16 protein-coding genes are annotated in these 14,080 nt (G+C 41.4%); 13 read left to right on the forward strand and 3 right to left on the reverse strand.

Features of this window, described 5'->3' with window-relative positions; all coding sequences use genetic code 11:
- The first annotated feature begins 193 nt into the window (after window positions 1-193).
- The 10 genes from FN960_RS13885 to FN960_RS23220 all read left to right on the forward strand — a co-directional run bounded on the left by FN960_RS13885 (window position 194) and on the right by FN960_RS23220 (window position 6,476).
- The gene (locus FN960_RS13885; protein WP_143849329.1) at window positions 194-1,054 is read left to right on the forward strand and encodes a glycine betaine ABC transporter substrate-binding protein; all 861 of its coding nucleotides are present in this window, start codon (window positions 194-196) and stop codon (window positions 1,052-1,054) included.
- 437 nt (window positions 1,055-1,491) lie between these two features.
- Window positions 1,492-1,872, forward strand: a complete 381-nt coding sequence (locus FN960_RS13890; protein ID WP_143849330.1) for a VOC family protein — start codon at window positions 1,492-1,494, stop codon at window positions 1,870-1,872.
- A 24-nt stretch (window positions 1,873-1,896) separates the two neighbouring features.
- The gene (locus FN960_RS13895) at window positions 1,897-2,091 is read left to right on the forward strand and encodes a helix-hairpin-helix domain-containing protein (RefSeq protein ID WP_143849331.1); all 195 of its coding nucleotides are present in this window, start codon (window positions 1,897-1,899) and stop codon (window positions 2,089-2,091) included.
- 83 nt (window positions 2,092-2,174) lie between these two features.
- Window positions 2,175-3,047: a cation diffusion facilitator family transporter gene (locus tag FN960_RS13900; protein ID WP_143849332.1), complete on the forward strand. Its 873-nt coding sequence runs from the start codon at window positions 2,175-2,177 to the stop codon at window positions 3,045-3,047.
- Between the two features lie 122 nt (window positions 3,048-3,169).
- Window positions 3,170-3,442, forward strand: coding sequence for a hypothetical protein (locus FN960_RS13905; protein WP_143849333.1), 273 nt, complete (start codon window positions 3,170-3,172; stop codon window positions 3,440-3,442).
- Window positions 3,443-3,566: 124 nt separating this feature from the next.
- The gene (locus FN960_RS13910; RefSeq protein WP_143849334.1) at window positions 3,567-4,082 is read left to right on the forward strand and encodes a GNAT family N-acetyltransferase; all 516 of its coding nucleotides are present in this window, start codon (window positions 3,567-3,569) and stop codon (window positions 4,080-4,082) included.
- Between the two features lie 85 nt (window positions 4,083-4,167).
- Entirely contained in the window at window positions 4,168-4,554 is a 387-nt protein-coding gene (locus FN960_RS13915) for an HIT family protein (RefSeq protein WP_143849335.1), read from the forward strand.
- Between the two features lie 16 nt (window positions 4,555-4,570).
- Window positions 4,571-5,206, forward strand: a complete 636-nt coding sequence (locus tag FN960_RS13920; RefSeq protein WP_143849336.1) for a hypothetical protein — start codon at window positions 4,571-4,573, stop codon at window positions 5,204-5,206.
- Entirely contained in the window at window positions 5,203-5,637 is a 435-nt protein-coding gene (locus tag FN960_RS13925; protein WP_143849337.1) for a GNAT family N-acetyltransferase, read from the forward strand. The genes FN960_RS13920 and FN960_RS13925 overlap by 4 nt, the downstream gene beginning before the upstream one ends.
- 2 nt (window positions 5,638-5,639) lie before the next feature.
- A complete protein-coding gene (locus FN960_RS23220) occupies window positions 5,640-6,476 on the forward strand; it encodes a GNAT family N-acetyltransferase (protein ID WP_260682010.1) in 837 nt (278 codons plus the stop codon).
- Between the two features lie 79 nt (window positions 6,477-6,555).
- On the opposite strand, the gene FN960_RS13940 is transcribed toward FN960_RS23220, so the two are convergent.
- Together FN960_RS13940 and FN960_RS13945 are read right to left on the reverse strand one after the other, a co-directional pair.
- The gene (locus FN960_RS13940) at window positions 6,556-7,341 is read right to left on the reverse strand and encodes an alpha/beta fold hydrolase (RefSeq protein ID WP_143849338.1); all 786 of its coding nucleotides are present in this window, start codon (window positions 7,339-7,341) and stop codon (window positions 6,556-6,558) included.
- Window positions 7,313-8,209, reverse strand: coding sequence for an alpha/beta fold hydrolase (locus FN960_RS13945; protein WP_143849339.1), 897 nt, complete (start codon window positions 8,207-8,209; stop codon window positions 7,313-7,315). Before FN960_RS13945 ends, FN960_RS13940 begins: the two co-directional genes overlap by 29 nt.
- Before the next feature lie 159 nt (window positions 8,210-8,368).
- Here FN960_RS13945 and FN960_RS13950 point away from each other — a divergent pair, with 159 nt between their 5' ends.
- From FN960_RS13950 to FN960_RS13960, 3 genes are all read left to right on the forward strand, one after another.
- Complete coding sequence (locus tag FN960_RS13950) at window positions 8,369-8,956, forward strand: TetR/AcrR family transcriptional regulator (protein ID WP_143849340.1); 588 nt, start codon at window positions 8,369-8,371, stop codon at window positions 8,954-8,956.
- A gap of 28 nt (window positions 8,957-8,984) precedes the next feature.
- Window positions 8,985-9,347, forward strand: a complete 363-nt coding sequence (locus FN960_RS13955; protein ID WP_143849341.1) for a nuclear transport factor 2 family protein — start codon at window positions 8,985-8,987, stop codon at window positions 9,345-9,347.
- A gap of 200 nt (window positions 9,348-9,547) precedes the next feature.
- Window positions 9,548-10,549, forward strand: a complete 1,002-nt coding sequence (locus tag FN960_RS13960; protein WP_143849342.1) for an aldo/keto reductase — start codon at window positions 9,548-9,550, stop codon at window positions 10,547-10,549.
- Between the two features lie 1,254 nt (window positions 10,550-11,803).
- On the opposite strand, the gene FN960_RS13965 is transcribed toward FN960_RS13960, so the two are convergent.
- Window positions 11,804-14,014 (reverse strand): MMPL family transporter, encoded by a 2,211-nt coding sequence (locus FN960_RS13965; protein ID WP_143849343.1) that lies wholly within the window; start codon window positions 14,012-14,014, stop codon window positions 11,804-11,806.
- Window positions 14,015-14,080: the final 66 nt, after the last annotated feature.

A 14,080-nucleotide genomic window follows, 5' to 3' on the forward strand; every position in this document is an offset into this window, starting at 1 on the left:
AAAACGACTATATACGACATGATTCGATAGCTTTAGTGAGTATTTAAATGAATAGCATGTATTACAATATCATCCTGAGAGATAGACTATAGATTATTCCCTCATAACAGGTTATGACACATTTGTTGATAAATTTGTTCGTCTGTATAGTTAACGGTGTTGTAATAATATGTTTGAACGAGGAGTGGACAGCATGAAGCAAGTAATAAAAGTTTTGACAGGATGTACGATAGCTGCAACTTTAGCAGCATGTGGGAATCAAAGTAGTGGCGAAGAAAGTGTTCAAATAGATGAAATTATGGGGGTTGATCCTGGTGCTGGTGTGATGATGAATACGGAGGAGGCAATCACTGAATATGAACTAGATATTCATCTACAGCACAGTTCCGATCCCGCGATGACAGCCGCTTTAGGAGAAGCTTACGCGAATGAGGAACCCATTGCCGTGACTGCTTCTTACCCGCATTGGATATTTCTTGCTTATGATTTAAAATATTTAGATGATCCAAAAGATGTGTACGGAGATACTGAGAACATCCATACGTTTACAAGAGTAGGTCTTGAAGACGAGGCGCCCGAGGCATTTGCAGTGCTTGATCAATTTCACTGGGAGCCGGATGATATTGGTGAAGTGATGCTAGATGTATTTGAAGGCAAGGAACCAACCGAAGCAGCTGGAACCTGGGTCGAAAATCATCAAGATAAAGTGTCTGAATGGACAAATGGAGTAGAACCAGTGTCTGGTAAAACGATAACACTTTCCTATGTTTCATGGGACTCCGAAACAGCTTCAACTCATGTTGTGGCCAAAGTTCTTGAAGATTTAGGGTACAACGTAGAGTTAACCCAGCTTGAACCAGCATTCATGTGGGCATCCATTCATTCAGGTGATGCGGACGCCATGGTTGGTGGATGGCTTCCAAAAACACACGGTGCATATCTTGAAGAATATAATGACAACATTGTTGATCTCGGAGCAAACTTAGAAGGCGCACGTATTGGTTTAGCGGTACCTGAATATTTGGATATAGATTCAATTGAAGATCTTAAATAAAAATAGAGAAATGAACAAAAATCCGGACAATCATGTTCGGATTTTTATTGTGGAGAATCGGCGCGGGGAAGAGGAAAGCGGCGAGAAGGAGGGAAGAATCGGCGGGAGAGAGCAAAAAGCGGCGTGAAGGGGAGAAGAATCGGCGGGAGGAAGCGGAAAGCGGCGTGAAGGAAGGAAGAATCGGCGGGAGGGAGCAAAAAGCGGCGTGAAGGGGAGAAGAATCGGCGGGAGGAAGCAGAAAGCGGCGAGAAGGGGGCTAGAATCGGCGCGAGGCCGACGATAACGGCATGGATGAGCAAAATCCTGAGATGCGAATACAATGTTTGATTCCATAAAAAGCGATCATGCTCAACTAGTAGAAGGTATCCGCCCACCTACAGCGAAAGTGTTGTATGAAGGGGTATCATCATGTAACACACACATGGGAGGAATGTTGAATGGAAGGTAAACTCATCTTTTATTTTGTGCCTGTTCATGATTTACAAAAAGCAATTGAGCTCTACCGTGATACGTTAGGTTTTACAGAAACGTGGCGAGAGGGAGAATATACGGTATCCTTTAGTCTCCCGGGATCAGACGTTGAATTGATGATCGAGCAGATGACGGAGGGAAGTCCTACTGTGGCAGGGCCCGTTTTTCTAGTTCCATCCGTAAATCAAGTTATTCTCCAATATCAACAAAAGCTAGACTTTGTAAGTGAACCGACAGAAACGCCTGACGGGCTATGGATTAGTGCTAAGGATGATTCTGGGAATGGGCTATATTTCACAGATGAATCTAAGATAGAGGCGAGTCACACAGGCATCAACGTTTCGTAAAAGTTGGGGAGTTGAATAGACATTATGGAATTTGAAAAACTGCCACAAAATATTGGCAGCCCTGCAAGAAGAGCATTAAAAGCAAAGGGCTTTACTGAAGTTGGGCAATTAACAGAGATTACGGAGAAGGAACTTCTTGCCCTTCATGGCGTTGGACCAAAGGCTATTAGGATCTTAAAAGAGTATCTTACTAAACAAGGACAATCCTTTGCGGAGTAGCCACGCCTAAAAAAATGAATGATCCATAAAATCACTGGATAGACTAAATGGAGGTGTTTAGTAAGAAGGAAAAGGGTGAGGCCATGAGGACAACTAGGATTGCGTTTTTGTCTGTAGCTAGTAACACATTTGTTGTTGCCTTAAAAGTAGTTGTAGGGATCATAACGGGTTCTGTAGCGGTTCTTTCTGAAGCCATTCATTCTTCTTTAGACTTAATGGCTTCCCTTATTGCCTTCTTTTCGGTACGTATTTCAAAAAGGCCAGCAGATGCCGTGCATCCATATGGTCATGGCAAGGTTGAAAATGTCTCGGGTACGATTGAGACGGTCTTAATTTTTGTTGCGGGGATTTGGATTATTTACGAATGTATTCACAAAATCATTCATCCTGAGCCAATTCATTTACCTATTCTCGGTGTCATTGTCATGGTGGTAGGGGCGACGATTAATTTTGTTGTCTCAAAAATAGTAAGAAAAGAAGCGGATCGGGTTCATTCCGTTGCGATGAAGTCCAATGCTCTACACCTGTTAACTGATGTATACACCTCGCTTGGGGTAGCTGTCAGTTTACTGCTTGTGACCATAACGGGCTGGTATATTCTTGATTCAATCATTGCGATGGTTCTTGCGATTTATATTATGTTTGAGGCGTTTAAGCTAATGAAGGAAACATTCCCACCACTCATTGACTCTCGTTTAACGGATAGTGAAGAAACGGCGGTTCTAAAAATTATTGAATCCTTTAAGGATGAATATTTGGAGGTCCATCAATTCAGAACAAGACGCTCTGGCCCCCAGGAGCATATTGACTTTCACTTGGTCGTTCCCTCAGAGAAAAGTATGGGGGATGTTCATGACCTTTGTGATCGGATGGAAGAAACAATTGAAAAAGAATTCCCTCATGCTGAGGTATTCATTCACCCAGAGCCCGAGCATGAGCGGGAAGATAAGAGCTAGTCATACATGTGACTAGTTTTTGTATTTTAAAGGGAAATCGTTCGAGAATGTTTCTCTTTAGATCTTAATGGGAACAGTACGAGTAGCAATAGAAGATTAGCCGCATATAAAGGGTGAATAGTATGGATAATGGTAAAAAAATAATGTTATCGATTTTTTTCGCAATCGGTGGGGGAATTGTGACAGGTATTATTGGGACGGGTGTTCTCTTTATCATTGAGGCAATTTGGCCAGATGGTTTGTTATCAGGGTTATCCGTACCAACTACATTTCTTGTAACTGTTTTGCCAGGTATAGTAGCTGGAGTATACTGGGCGTATTTTTATATAAAAAAGCAAAAGCATGAAACCAAGCATTTAGATGATCATGTTCCCAAAAATGAAGAAAAATTCTAATGTGTAAAAAGGCTCCTGCTGAAAATGGCAGGGTCTTTTTTTGTGTCTGTAAAGAAACATCACATGCCTGTTTAAGCTTTGGTGGAAAAACGTTACAATAGGTTAAGTGCGTGGAGGTGCCAGAATGAATATACAAATTAGAGAATTAAAATCGATAGATACTTATATAGATGCTCTGAGTAAGCTAATGCAGGATACGGTCAATGCAGGAGCATCGATCGGTTTTTTGGCACCAATGGAGCAGGGTGAGGCAGAACTTTTTTGGCAGAAGCGCAACCCAAATGAATCGAGAATTATGCTAGGCGCTTTTCAAGGTAATCAACTGATTGGCACAGTGTATGTAGAGTTGGAACAAAAGCCTAACGGATCACATAGAGGGGAAATTTGTAAGCTGATGGTTCACCCAGATGCTCGCAGGCTGGGAGCCGCAAGGGCATTAATGCAGGAAATTGAGAAGAAAGCCATTGAACAGAAAAGAAGTTTACTTATTTTAGATACGCGCGAGGGTGATGCAGCCAATCGTTTATATAGAAGTCTTGGCTATCAATTTGCTGGTGCTATACCTAACTTTGCACGAAATGAAAAGGGAGTGCTGGAAACGACCAACCTCTACTATAAGATTATCAATAATAGCATGTAGACCAGAGCCGATTAGAGCCCTGGTTTTTTTTGTGGAAGGATTTACGTAAGGGGTATGGAAAGTAATTGGTATGAGGGAGGAAGACATGAATAAAGAGTGTGTGTTTTGTCATCCAGAAATTGAACCAGATCAACAGATTATTTTAGAAAATGCTAGCTGTATCTTTCTACAGCTTCAATCGGCAACCAAGCAGGGCCTACCCTTACAGGGAGCGGGGGTCATTGTGCCAAAACAGCACAGAGAAACGATTTTTGATGTGTCAGAAAAGGAATGGCAGGATACATTTCAGCTGCTTAAAGAGGTCAAGGCATGGATTGATGCCAAGTATCAGCCCGATGGATACAATGTCGGCTGGAATTGTGGAAGCGTGGCTGGTCAGCATGTCCTTCATGCTCATCTGCACGTATTACCACGTTATCAATATGAACAAATGGCCGGAAAAGGTATACGTTATCTATTTAAAAATCAATAGGAGTTGAATCAGAACCATGAAACTATTAATCATGCAGCCAAAGCTGGAGAAGACGATATTACAGTTAAAAGATGTAGTAAAACATCATGATGTAGATATGGTGATTTTTCCAGAAGGATATCTAAATGAAAATCTTGAAGAAGCAAGGCAGCTAGCGAGAGAAACACATACGATCTTAGCAGGCGGCCACCGCAGAATGGACCATCAGCCAAAGGATTATGCTCTGCTAATTGATGCAACTGGAGAGGTTCAGATTGATCGGCAGAAATATACGCCGATTACAGCTGTTACGATAAACAATGTAACCATGGGTCATATACTATGTGATGAACTGATTTTGCAAGGGTTAAAAACGGAATCAGAACAATCGATTGAATTAATTATTCATCCAATTGGCGTAGGGATGTTTAGTCAAGCGCAATTTACAGAGTGGGTGGAGAAAGCAAGGCAGATCGCGACGGAGCATCAGGTGATGGTGATTGGTGTTAGTCATCGTGACGGGATGTTTAAAGGGGCAAGTGAATCGATTCCTATCGCGTACGGCTTTCAATCAGATGGCAGTGAGCTGTTTATAGCAAACAATGATCCACGCTCAAGAATGATTGATCTTACTACAAAAAAAGTTTCAATGATTGAAGAGGTTGCACCATGATAAGACCTGCTGAATTGAAGGATGCGAAAGCATTAGCAGTGCTAACCACTCAGCTCGGGTATGAGGTTGACCCATACACAGTAGAGGAGCGCCTAACTAGAATCCTACCTACTACTACCAATGGTGTCTTTGTAAGCGAAGCAGAAGATCAAACCCTTTCTGGTTGGGCGCATGTATATGGGAAAACGCTGATTGAATTAGAGTATGCTGAAATAGGAGGTATCGTTGTAGACCATACATTTAGGAGATCCGGCATGGGGAAGAAATTAATGGACGCATGTGAGGAATGGGCAAAAGCAAATGGATATGATGAAATAAGGCTTCGATCAGGTGAGCAAAGAGCAGAGGCGCACCAATTTTATCTTGGTATAGGGTATGAGCATTCAAGTAATCAAAAAGTATTTAAGAAAGCATTAAAAGAAGGTGAGTGAGGATGACAGCTGATCAAAAATGGCGCGGTGCAGCTGCAATCTGTATAAACCAAATGGGTCAGCTCCTAATGGTACTACAGGGTAAACCCGATGAAGATAAAACATGGTCAGTTCCTTCTGGAGAAAAGCAGGGCGATGAGACATTTGCACAATGTTGTATCCGTGAGGTAAAAGAAGAGACAGGTTACAAGGTGCAGATTATGACAGAGCTTTTCTGTAAAGAGCGAGAGAATTATGAGGTTCGATACTTTTTGGCACAGGTTATTGGAGGTATGGCTCAAAGTCAGGACCCCGATGAACTTATCTATGATGTGCAATGGACCTCTCTTCAAGACCTCTCCACCAAAAAATTAACTTATCCTGAAGATCAAGAGGTGCTTAACGCTTATCTGAACAGACCGTTGTTACAATCTAAACACTTATACCTGCGTGAATGCCTACAACAAGATTGGAAGAGCATCCATTCGTATGCGTGTGATCCTCAGGTGAGCAGATATCAATCCTGGGATCCACAGACGGAAGTAGAGAGCCAAGCATATGTCGCTCAAATCATTGCAGATGCAGCGGCACAATTGAGAAATAGGTATGCCCTTGCCATTATAGAAAATGAGACACATCAATGCATTGGAGTGGGAGAACTCAGTATACGTGATCGAATGAATAGGGTCGGCGAGGTAGCGTACGTGGTTCACCCTGACTACTGGGGGAAGGGTTATGCTACGGAAGCAGCAGAGCAGCTCATCATTTTCGGTTTCCTCCAACATAAGCTCCACCGCATTTATGCTACCTGTGACCATAAAGGCTCTGAGCGGGTAATGCAGAAGCTTGGTATGAAATAGGAGGGGCTGCTCCGCGAAACGATTTTGCTAGATGATGGCTGGAGAGATTCTTATGTTTATAGCGTGCTTGAACATGAGTTTAATCCGATGAATGGTGTGAGATAAGAAATGAGTGAATCACTTCTGTAACCTCTGTTGGGTTGTCAAGATTTGTTAGATGATCTGCATTGGAAATGGTTTTAAACTCTGACCCTTTAATTGCAGACTTTAATAAGCTTTGCTGTCTGGCGACCATTTTATCTTGGTCTCCATGAAGAATTAAGGTAGGGCAAGTGATGTGATCTAATAGATGGGTACTCTCCATTTTTAAATTACCCGACCAATGTCTAAGAAAATCAGCCTTATTAATTTGACTAAAGCTCTCTCTGACATAGCTTTTGTTGGATGGATTGAATTTTGACAGTATAGACGCGGTCAGCTCTTTTGTCCAAGAATAGGGCAGGATTCGTAATGAAAGCTTACTAAAAGGTGCTCCGTATTTCTCAAACCAGTTAAAACGATTGGTGAAAGGTGTGCCGATAAGGATTAAGCCCTTAACTTTTTCTGGATAGTAGGCGGCTGTTTGGATGGAAATATGGCCGCCCATAGATAATCCACATAATACAGCATTCCTAATTTGTAGGTGGTTTAAGAGCGCATTCAGATCCTTACTAAAATCGCGAGGATTCACTTCACCTGGAGGCAACGTAGAGTGCCCATGGCCACGCACATCCCATGTTATCGTTTGATAGTTTTCGGCTAAAGCTTCTATCTGTGGATGCCATTGCTTGTGATTCATTGAATGGCCGTGTGTAAACACTACAGCCGGACCAGATCCTGAGACTTCATAATAAATCTTAGCTCCGTTTACTTGAAGGTATGGCATGCTGTTCCTCCAATGCAGGATGATTTTGAATAAAATCATGAATCATCCGTATTACTTTTTCAGGGTATTCCTTTTGAGGCCAGTGTCTAGCTTCGTCTAGTAGATGCAATTCAGACTGCTGAATCAGATTATGAGCGGTTATCGCTTCTGCAACTGGAACGGTCCGTTCCTCCTTGCCATGTATGATGATCGTTGGAACGGTAATTTCATGCAATCGCTCTTTGAAATAGCTTCTGACACCCTGTGAGCCCAAATATTCACTTTGTTGAAAAGAGAAAAAGGCTTTGCCGAGATGGGGAGACTGAGCCAGCTCATAAATATCCTCAACTAGATCGTCAATGTGCTCGGTATGGTAGAAGAGTCCGGCTTTCACAATCATTCTAATAAAGGCTTTACTCTTTCTCATTAGGCGATAGCTTAATTTATTTAGTGGGGTATTTACATAAAAATGATAGGTTATGAAATGATGATTCCATTTTTTTGCGATTCCATTTGAACTAACAAGACCTAAGGCTGATACGCGAGAAGGGTGAGTTAATGAAAAGCCTAACACAATTCCCCCACCTAACGATAATCCCATTAACATAGCCCTTTCAATCTCAAGTGCATCCATAAAATCCTTTAAGAAATTCACGTAGAAATCATTAGAATAGGTGACATCTGGTTTATATTCACTGCCGCCATAGCCAGGGAGATCAACGGCGTAGACACGTGCGCTCTTTGACAGGGGGAGAAAAACCTCTTCCCAAGATAAAACAGCAGAATCCATTCCAGCGCCATGAACAAGCAATAGAATAGGTCCATCTGTACCCGCTGTGTAATATTGAGTCGCAAAGTCATTGATCATAATACTTTTTGGATTTTTCACTGCACTCACCTCTTATTTATTTTAAATTATGAAATATAATTATAAATAAAGTTCATAATTTAAAGATACAGGAATCGTTCTTCTTTTTCAATGAATTATGAAATATTTTTATTGGATTAGTTCATTAATTTTTAGTATGCTTTGAATGAGGTGGACGATTTGAACGGATTTGAGAAACGCAAAGAACGAAAAAAAGAAATTATTTGGCGCGCTGCACTACAGTTGTATATGCAGCATGGCATACGTAAAATCAGTGTGAAAGAAATTGCAGATCATGCGAACGTCTCGCAGGTTACTATTTACAATTATTTCGGAAGCAAGGATGAATTAAGCCGATACACAATAGAAGCTTATATGAATGAACAACTGCATGCATTTGAAGATCTTGTACATTCAGAGCGCTCATTTATGGAGAAGCTAGATTGGTTTTTCTCAAAAAAAGACGATGCATTTGATTCCATGAATCTTTCATTTCTTGATACGTTTGTCTCTAGTGACCCGGAAATGGCAGAGCTTCTAATAAGCTATGAACAAAAAATCACGCCCTTGATGGTGACCTTTATTGAGCAGGGACAGGCTGAGCATTATTTTAACAAAGAGCTTTCTATAGAAACACTTCTTTTTTACATTCACCTTTTTAGCAGCCAAGCGATGAAGCAGCTTGAGCAAATGCCGGACGGAGAAGCGAAAAGGCGAGTGTATAAGGAGCTGTTGGTAGTGTTTTTTGATGGCGTTAGAGGGAAGTAGGCAAGGCAAGAAAAAAGGTGGTATTTAAATGATAAATAAGGAAGACAAAGCACTCTTTAACATGATTCAAGAGCTTGAGAACAGTCATTTAAGACCAGATATAAGAAAGTCCGTTGAGAAGCTAGGTGAATTATTAGCAGATGACTTTATTGAGATAGGCAGTTCAGGAAAGAAGTTCGGAAAAAACGAATGTTTAAAGGGGGGAGTGGCTTTAGATGAAATGACACTGCATGATTTTGAGATGCGACACTTATCTGAGCAGGCAGTCTTAACAACCTATCGCGTTCAAAATCATACAAAAAATCGTACAACATTACGAAGCTCCATTTGGCAAAAAATGAATGGGAGATGGCGGTTATATTTTCATCAAGGCACTTTGGTTAATCAATGAGAGGTCTGAGCAGGAAAATTCTTTAATCAAATTTACCCCACGAGCTTGCCTTAGAGTTCACTTAAAGGTTTACACTAAATGTATCTCCATTCTCGTCGTTACAAGCGCATAAAGATGGATGGCGAAATTTGTCTGGTTCCAGCAGAAAGAAGCTTCGTCTGTTTGTAGAACATTAAATAATAAATAGGAGGGCTTTAAACATGGACTACATAAAATTCGGCAATACAGGCATGGATGTCTCACGCATATGCTTAGGGGCAATGGGTTTTGGTGATTCCGATAAGTGGATCCACAAGTGGGTCTTAAATGAGGAGAAGAGTCGACCTGTTATTAAGAAAGCTCTTGATTTAGGCATTAACTTCTTTGACACAGCCAACATTTATTCACTGGGAGAGAGCGAGAGAATTCTTGGTAAGGCTTTAAAAGACTATGCTCGTCGCGATGATGTGGTCCTTGCTACAAAAGTAAACTTTGGCATGCGACCAGAGTCTCCAAACAGTGGAGGGTTATCGAGAAAAGAAATTATGACTGAGATTGATCAGAGCTTACAGCGCCTTGAGACAGATTATGTAGACCTATATATTATTCATCGTTGGGATTATAACACACCCATTGAAGTCACAATGGAAGCTCTGCATGATGTCGTGAAGGCAGGGAAAGTACGTTACATTGGCGCAAGTGCAATGTTCGCTTGGCAGTTCCAGAAAGCACAGCATACAGCTCGATTAAACGGCTGGACCCCGTTTGTTTCCATGCAAAATCACTATAACTTAATCTACCGAGAAGAAGAAAGGGAAATGATGCCTTTTTGTAAGGAAGAAAACATCGCAGTCACTCCATACAGCCCTTTGGCTTCTGGTCGTTTAACACGTGATTGGCAGGATACCACTTACAGGTCTGAGACAGATAATACACAAAAAGCCAAATACGATAGGATGATGGATGCCGACCGTGGTATCGTCGAACGAGTGACAGAGCTAGCGGAAAAATATAATGTGACTCGAGATAAAGTAGCATTAGCCTGGCTCCTACAAAAAGACCAAGTCGTATCCCCTATCATTGGCGCCCTAAAAGAATCACACCTAGAAAGTGCAGTCGCTTCACTTGAAGTGAAGTTAACTGAAGATGATGTGAGTTTCCTGGAAGAACTATATGTGCCACATCCAGTAGTAGGAGCATTAGAGGATCCAAAACATAACTAAGAAAAAATTAGTTACTTAACAACTAAATAGGTTATCTATAGATACACATTAAAAAAAGACGCTAACTACTTATATACGTGGTTAGCGCCTTTTTTCTAGAAATTTGGATAAAAACATGGTGTAAGAATTATTTATGATGTGTTCCAAGCATACTTAGATAGGATCCATCTCTTTAGTAACAACGTGGGCGACAATTGTTCTCATACACTTGATGCCTATCACTCACCAAGCGGACGAAAATGGAGGGCCGACACCTGCGGGATAAAAAGAAGGCCACTGAAAAAGACGTATTACCTTAAATATAAATGTTAGTTTAATGACGTGAAAAATGAACAAGGTCCCTCTTGTTACAAGGATATCGCGAATGAGAGGTAGAAACATCGGGAGGAAAGTGAAAAAAGTCTGCATACCAAGAGAAGCTGATGATTTAGCAAGAAGCAGGAGCTCATAGCTAGAGAAAAGGCCTGCATACCAAGAGGAGCAGGAGATTTAGCAAGAAGCAGGAGCTCATAGCAAGAGAGAAGGCCTGCATACCAAGAGAAGCGGATGATTTAGCAAGAAGCAAGAGCTCATAGCAAGAATTCCATCAGAAGAAAGTCGAAAACATCGCAAAGTGCAGAAAATACATCGGAAAAATATCTAAACTAGGGTGCGGAAGTCGGCAAGCACTGCCAATCCACCACCATCTCCACCCCACGTATGGAAAATGAGCGAAAATAGGTAGAGGATGCGCGAAAAAAAGTAAAATGTGCGAAAAACATCGGGTCATGCGCGGAAATATCAAGTCAGTGCGCGAAAAAACCAGAAATGCGCGAAAATCATCATCTGATGCGCGAAAAAGCGGAGTGCGTGCGCGAAAGCAAGTGAGCGCAGCCAATCCACTTAATTAGGAATGTTGGTCAATTGTCTGATTGGAAACATAAGCGGAAAAAGAAAACGAAGCTCCACCGGGACAGCACGTGACAGACCGACATTGAAATGGCGCTCTACCAGTTCAAGGTTTGAGGCCGTACCGATGGAGATTCCTGTAGCGATGCAAATGAGCTCAGTTTACATGACTTTTTCAGTGGCCTCTATAAAAAGGTTCATTGAGCTAAATCGACAAAGTCGAGTTAGCTCAGGTACTCCTGCGGTAAGCGCGCCCCCATTTTCGGGAGCGACAACCGAAGAACCAATATTTAGATCCCCTCCAATCTCCATGCGCTTCTGAAAGTGGAGTGTATTTTAAAGTGACATCCACCTTCGTTATGATCGTTATTGCTCTTCCTTCACTGATTTCTTTTCCATTTGTTTAGATGGCCAAAATGCCCATTTGCCAAGTAGGCTTGTAATGGCTGGTACGAGCAACGGGCGAACAATAAAGGTATCTAGTAAAACCCCTATTGCCGTAATTAAACCAAACTGAACCAAGACTTGAATGGGCAGGGTGGTTAGCACGGCAAAGGTTCCGGCAAGAATAACACCGGCAGATGTGATAACTCCTCCACTTTGACCAACACCTTCACGAATGGCTTGGCGTAACGGCAGGTTTCTTTTCTTCTCCCAAATATTTGAGATCATAAAGATATTGTAATCCTCTCCAAGTGCCACAATAAAGACAAAGGCATAGATTGGAATCAGCGCCGAAATACTTGGTACATCAAACCCGTAATGCAAAATGATCCAACCTAGCCCTAGCGCACTTGTGTAGGAGATAAGGACGGTGGCCACAAGATAAATCATTGCAGTAATAGAGCGTAAATAGAGTAAAAGCAGAATCGAGACAACAACCACAACTAAAGCAATAATTTTCACTTCATCTTCCGCAATAATTGTACGTTGATCAACCTGTTCAGCTGTTTGTCCACCAATCCATACACCGGCTAGATCATTCTGGAGAACGATATCTGCCGCATTCATTTGGATACGCTCTAAATCATCCATTGCTTCATTACTATAAGGATTCGCATCTAGCTCCAGCTGATAGCTAATGAAATGCTCATTTATTTCGCTAACTTCTGGCTCTTCAACCCTAGCTATACCCTCTACATTCTCTAAATCCGCAGCTACATCTACACTTGCACCTCCCGTATCAAACACCACCTGCACAGGTGCTAGATCACCTGAACCAAACGCATCTGAGATAAGAGCAAAGCCCTCGCGAGAAGGTGTATCTTCAGGGAACGAAGAAAGCGTATCATAGGAATAATCAATTTGAGTCACAAATACAGAGCTTCCAATGAGAAAAGCAAGTGTCATTAGGATCGTGCGTAATGGCTTTTTAGCTGCAAAATGACCAACGTTGTGCCAGAAACGAGATTGTTTATGAAGCTTTACTTTTTTGTTCTTCTTTTGTGCTCTTTGATTTTCCATCGCTTCTGTTCTTGGAATAAAAGGAAAGAATGCTGAACGTCCTATTACACTAAGAAGAGCAGGAACTAATGTTAATGAGGAAATCATCATAATAAAAATAGATAGCCCAAAAGGAACAGCAAAATTATGAATGGTTCCATATTGTGAAATTAATAAAGCCATTAATGCAGAAACGACGGTTAATCCACTGACTCCTATCACACCTGAAGTATCTGAGAGAGCGTGACGTATTGCTTTTAAACGGTTCTTCTCTTCGTACAAATACAACCTAAACCTGGCAATTAAAAATAAGCAATAATCTGTACCGGCACCAAACAAAAGCACGGTCATAATGGCAATTCCCTGTGAATCATATGAGATCCATCCTGATTTCGCCATCCAACCAAGAATTGGTGTAGCGACTGCATAAGCCGCGCCTACAGCTACTAAAGGAATAAACGGTAAAATAGGTGAACGATAGATAAGTAATAAGAAAATAAGTACTAGAAGAACGGTTCCAATTAATAATGAAACATCTGCATTCTCAAATAATTCTGTGGCATCTACACTAATTCCCGCAGGTCCCGTTACTCGTGCAAGTAAATCATCTGTATCAAGAGTCTGTTCAAAGGGATTTACATCAAGAATTCCAACAGCTCGTTCTTCAAATTCCATTAATCCCATTTTTGTTTCTTCGGCAGAGGCATTACTTTGAAACAAAATCGTTTGAATAAACGTGGTGCCGTCCTCTGAGATCATATCCATTAGAGCAGGTAAAGGAAAATCCTGATAGGGAATGACCATTTCCTGAGCTGTTAGTTCATCATCTGTTAAGCTCTGTGAGATTTGCTGGATATCTGCTAGATCTTCTTCCGTTAATCCGGACTCCCGATGCCAAGTAATTAATCCAGGCAGCCCGTCACTATTTGGAAAGTATTCTTCAATGACAGCTGCAGCTTGAATAGAAGGCTGATCAGAAGGAAGAGGATTCTGCGTATCGTCGGTATAATCCCCAGAAGCAGGCAATAAAAATTGAAAAGAGATAATAGCTAGCAGCCATATTCCTAATGTGATCCACTTTCCTTTTTTGCCAACAATGATACTTGCTGATTTAGTTAGTATATTTCTCATCATTCTCTCCTTATATACTTATCGGGTGATAAGGGTCTATTAATAGGTTTATACCACGGATTGGTCTAA

It is taken from the genome of Alkalicoccobacillus porphyridii, from assembly GCF_007293315.1.
In the GTDB taxonomy this organism is placed as follows: Bacteria; Bacillota; Bacilli; order Bacillales; family Bacillaceae_D; genus Alkalicoccobacillus; species Alkalicoccobacillus porphyridii.

Bases quoted from the DNA above. Each gene is read 5' to 3' on its own strand.
- FN960_RS13925 (WP_143849337.1), top strand. From the start codon at position 5,203: ATGATAAGACCTGCTGAATTGAAGGATGCGAAAGCATTAGCAGTGCTA.
- FN960_RS13885 (WP_143849329.1), top strand. From the start codon at position 194: ATGAAGCAAGTAATAAAAGTTTTGACAGGATGTACGATAGCTGCAACT.
- FN960_RS13895 (WP_143849331.1), top strand. From the start codon at position 1,897: ATGGAATTTGAAAAACTGCCACAAAATATTGGCAGCCCTGCAAGAAGA.
- FN960_RS13905 (WP_143849333.1), top strand. From the start codon at position 3,170: ATGGATAATGGTAAAAAAATAATGTTATCGATTTTTTTCGCAATCGGT.
- FN960_RS13960 (WP_143849342.1), top strand. From the start codon at position 9,548: ATGGACTACATAAAATTCGGCAATACAGGCATGGATGTCTCACGCATA.
- FN960_RS13940 (WP_143849338.1), bottom strand. From the start codon at position 7,341: ATGCCATACCTTCAAGTAAACGGAGCTAAGATTTATTATGAAGTCTCA.
- FN960_RS13920 (WP_143849336.1), top strand. From the start codon at position 4,571: ATGAAACTATTAATCATGCAGCCAAAGCTGGAGAAGACGATATTACAG.
- FN960_RS13910 (WP_143849334.1), top strand. From the start codon at position 3,567: ATGAATATACAAATTAGAGAATTAAAATCGATAGATACTTATATAGAT.
- FN960_RS13965 (WP_143849343.1), bottom strand. From the start codon at position 14,014: ATGATGAGAAATATACTAACTAAATCAGCAAGTATCATTGTTGGCAAA.
- FN960_RS13915 (WP_143849335.1), top strand. From the start codon at position 4,168: ATGAATAAAGAGTGTGTGTTTTGTCATCCAGAAATTGAACCAGATCAA.
- FN960_RS13955 (WP_143849341.1), top strand. From the start codon at position 8,985: ATGATAAATAAGGAAGACAAAGCACTCTTTAACATGATTCAAGAGCTT.
- FN960_RS13890 (WP_143849330.1), top strand. From the start codon at position 1,492: ATGGAAGGTAAACTCATCTTTTATTTTGTGCCTGTTCATGATTTACAA.
- FN960_RS13900 (WP_143849332.1), top strand. From the start codon at position 2,175: ATGAGGACAACTAGGATTGCGTTTTTGTCTGTAGCTAGTAACACATTT.
- FN960_RS23220 (WP_260682010.1), top strand. From the start codon at position 5,640: ATGACAGCTGATCAAAAATGGCGCGGTGCAGCTGCAATCTGTATAAAC.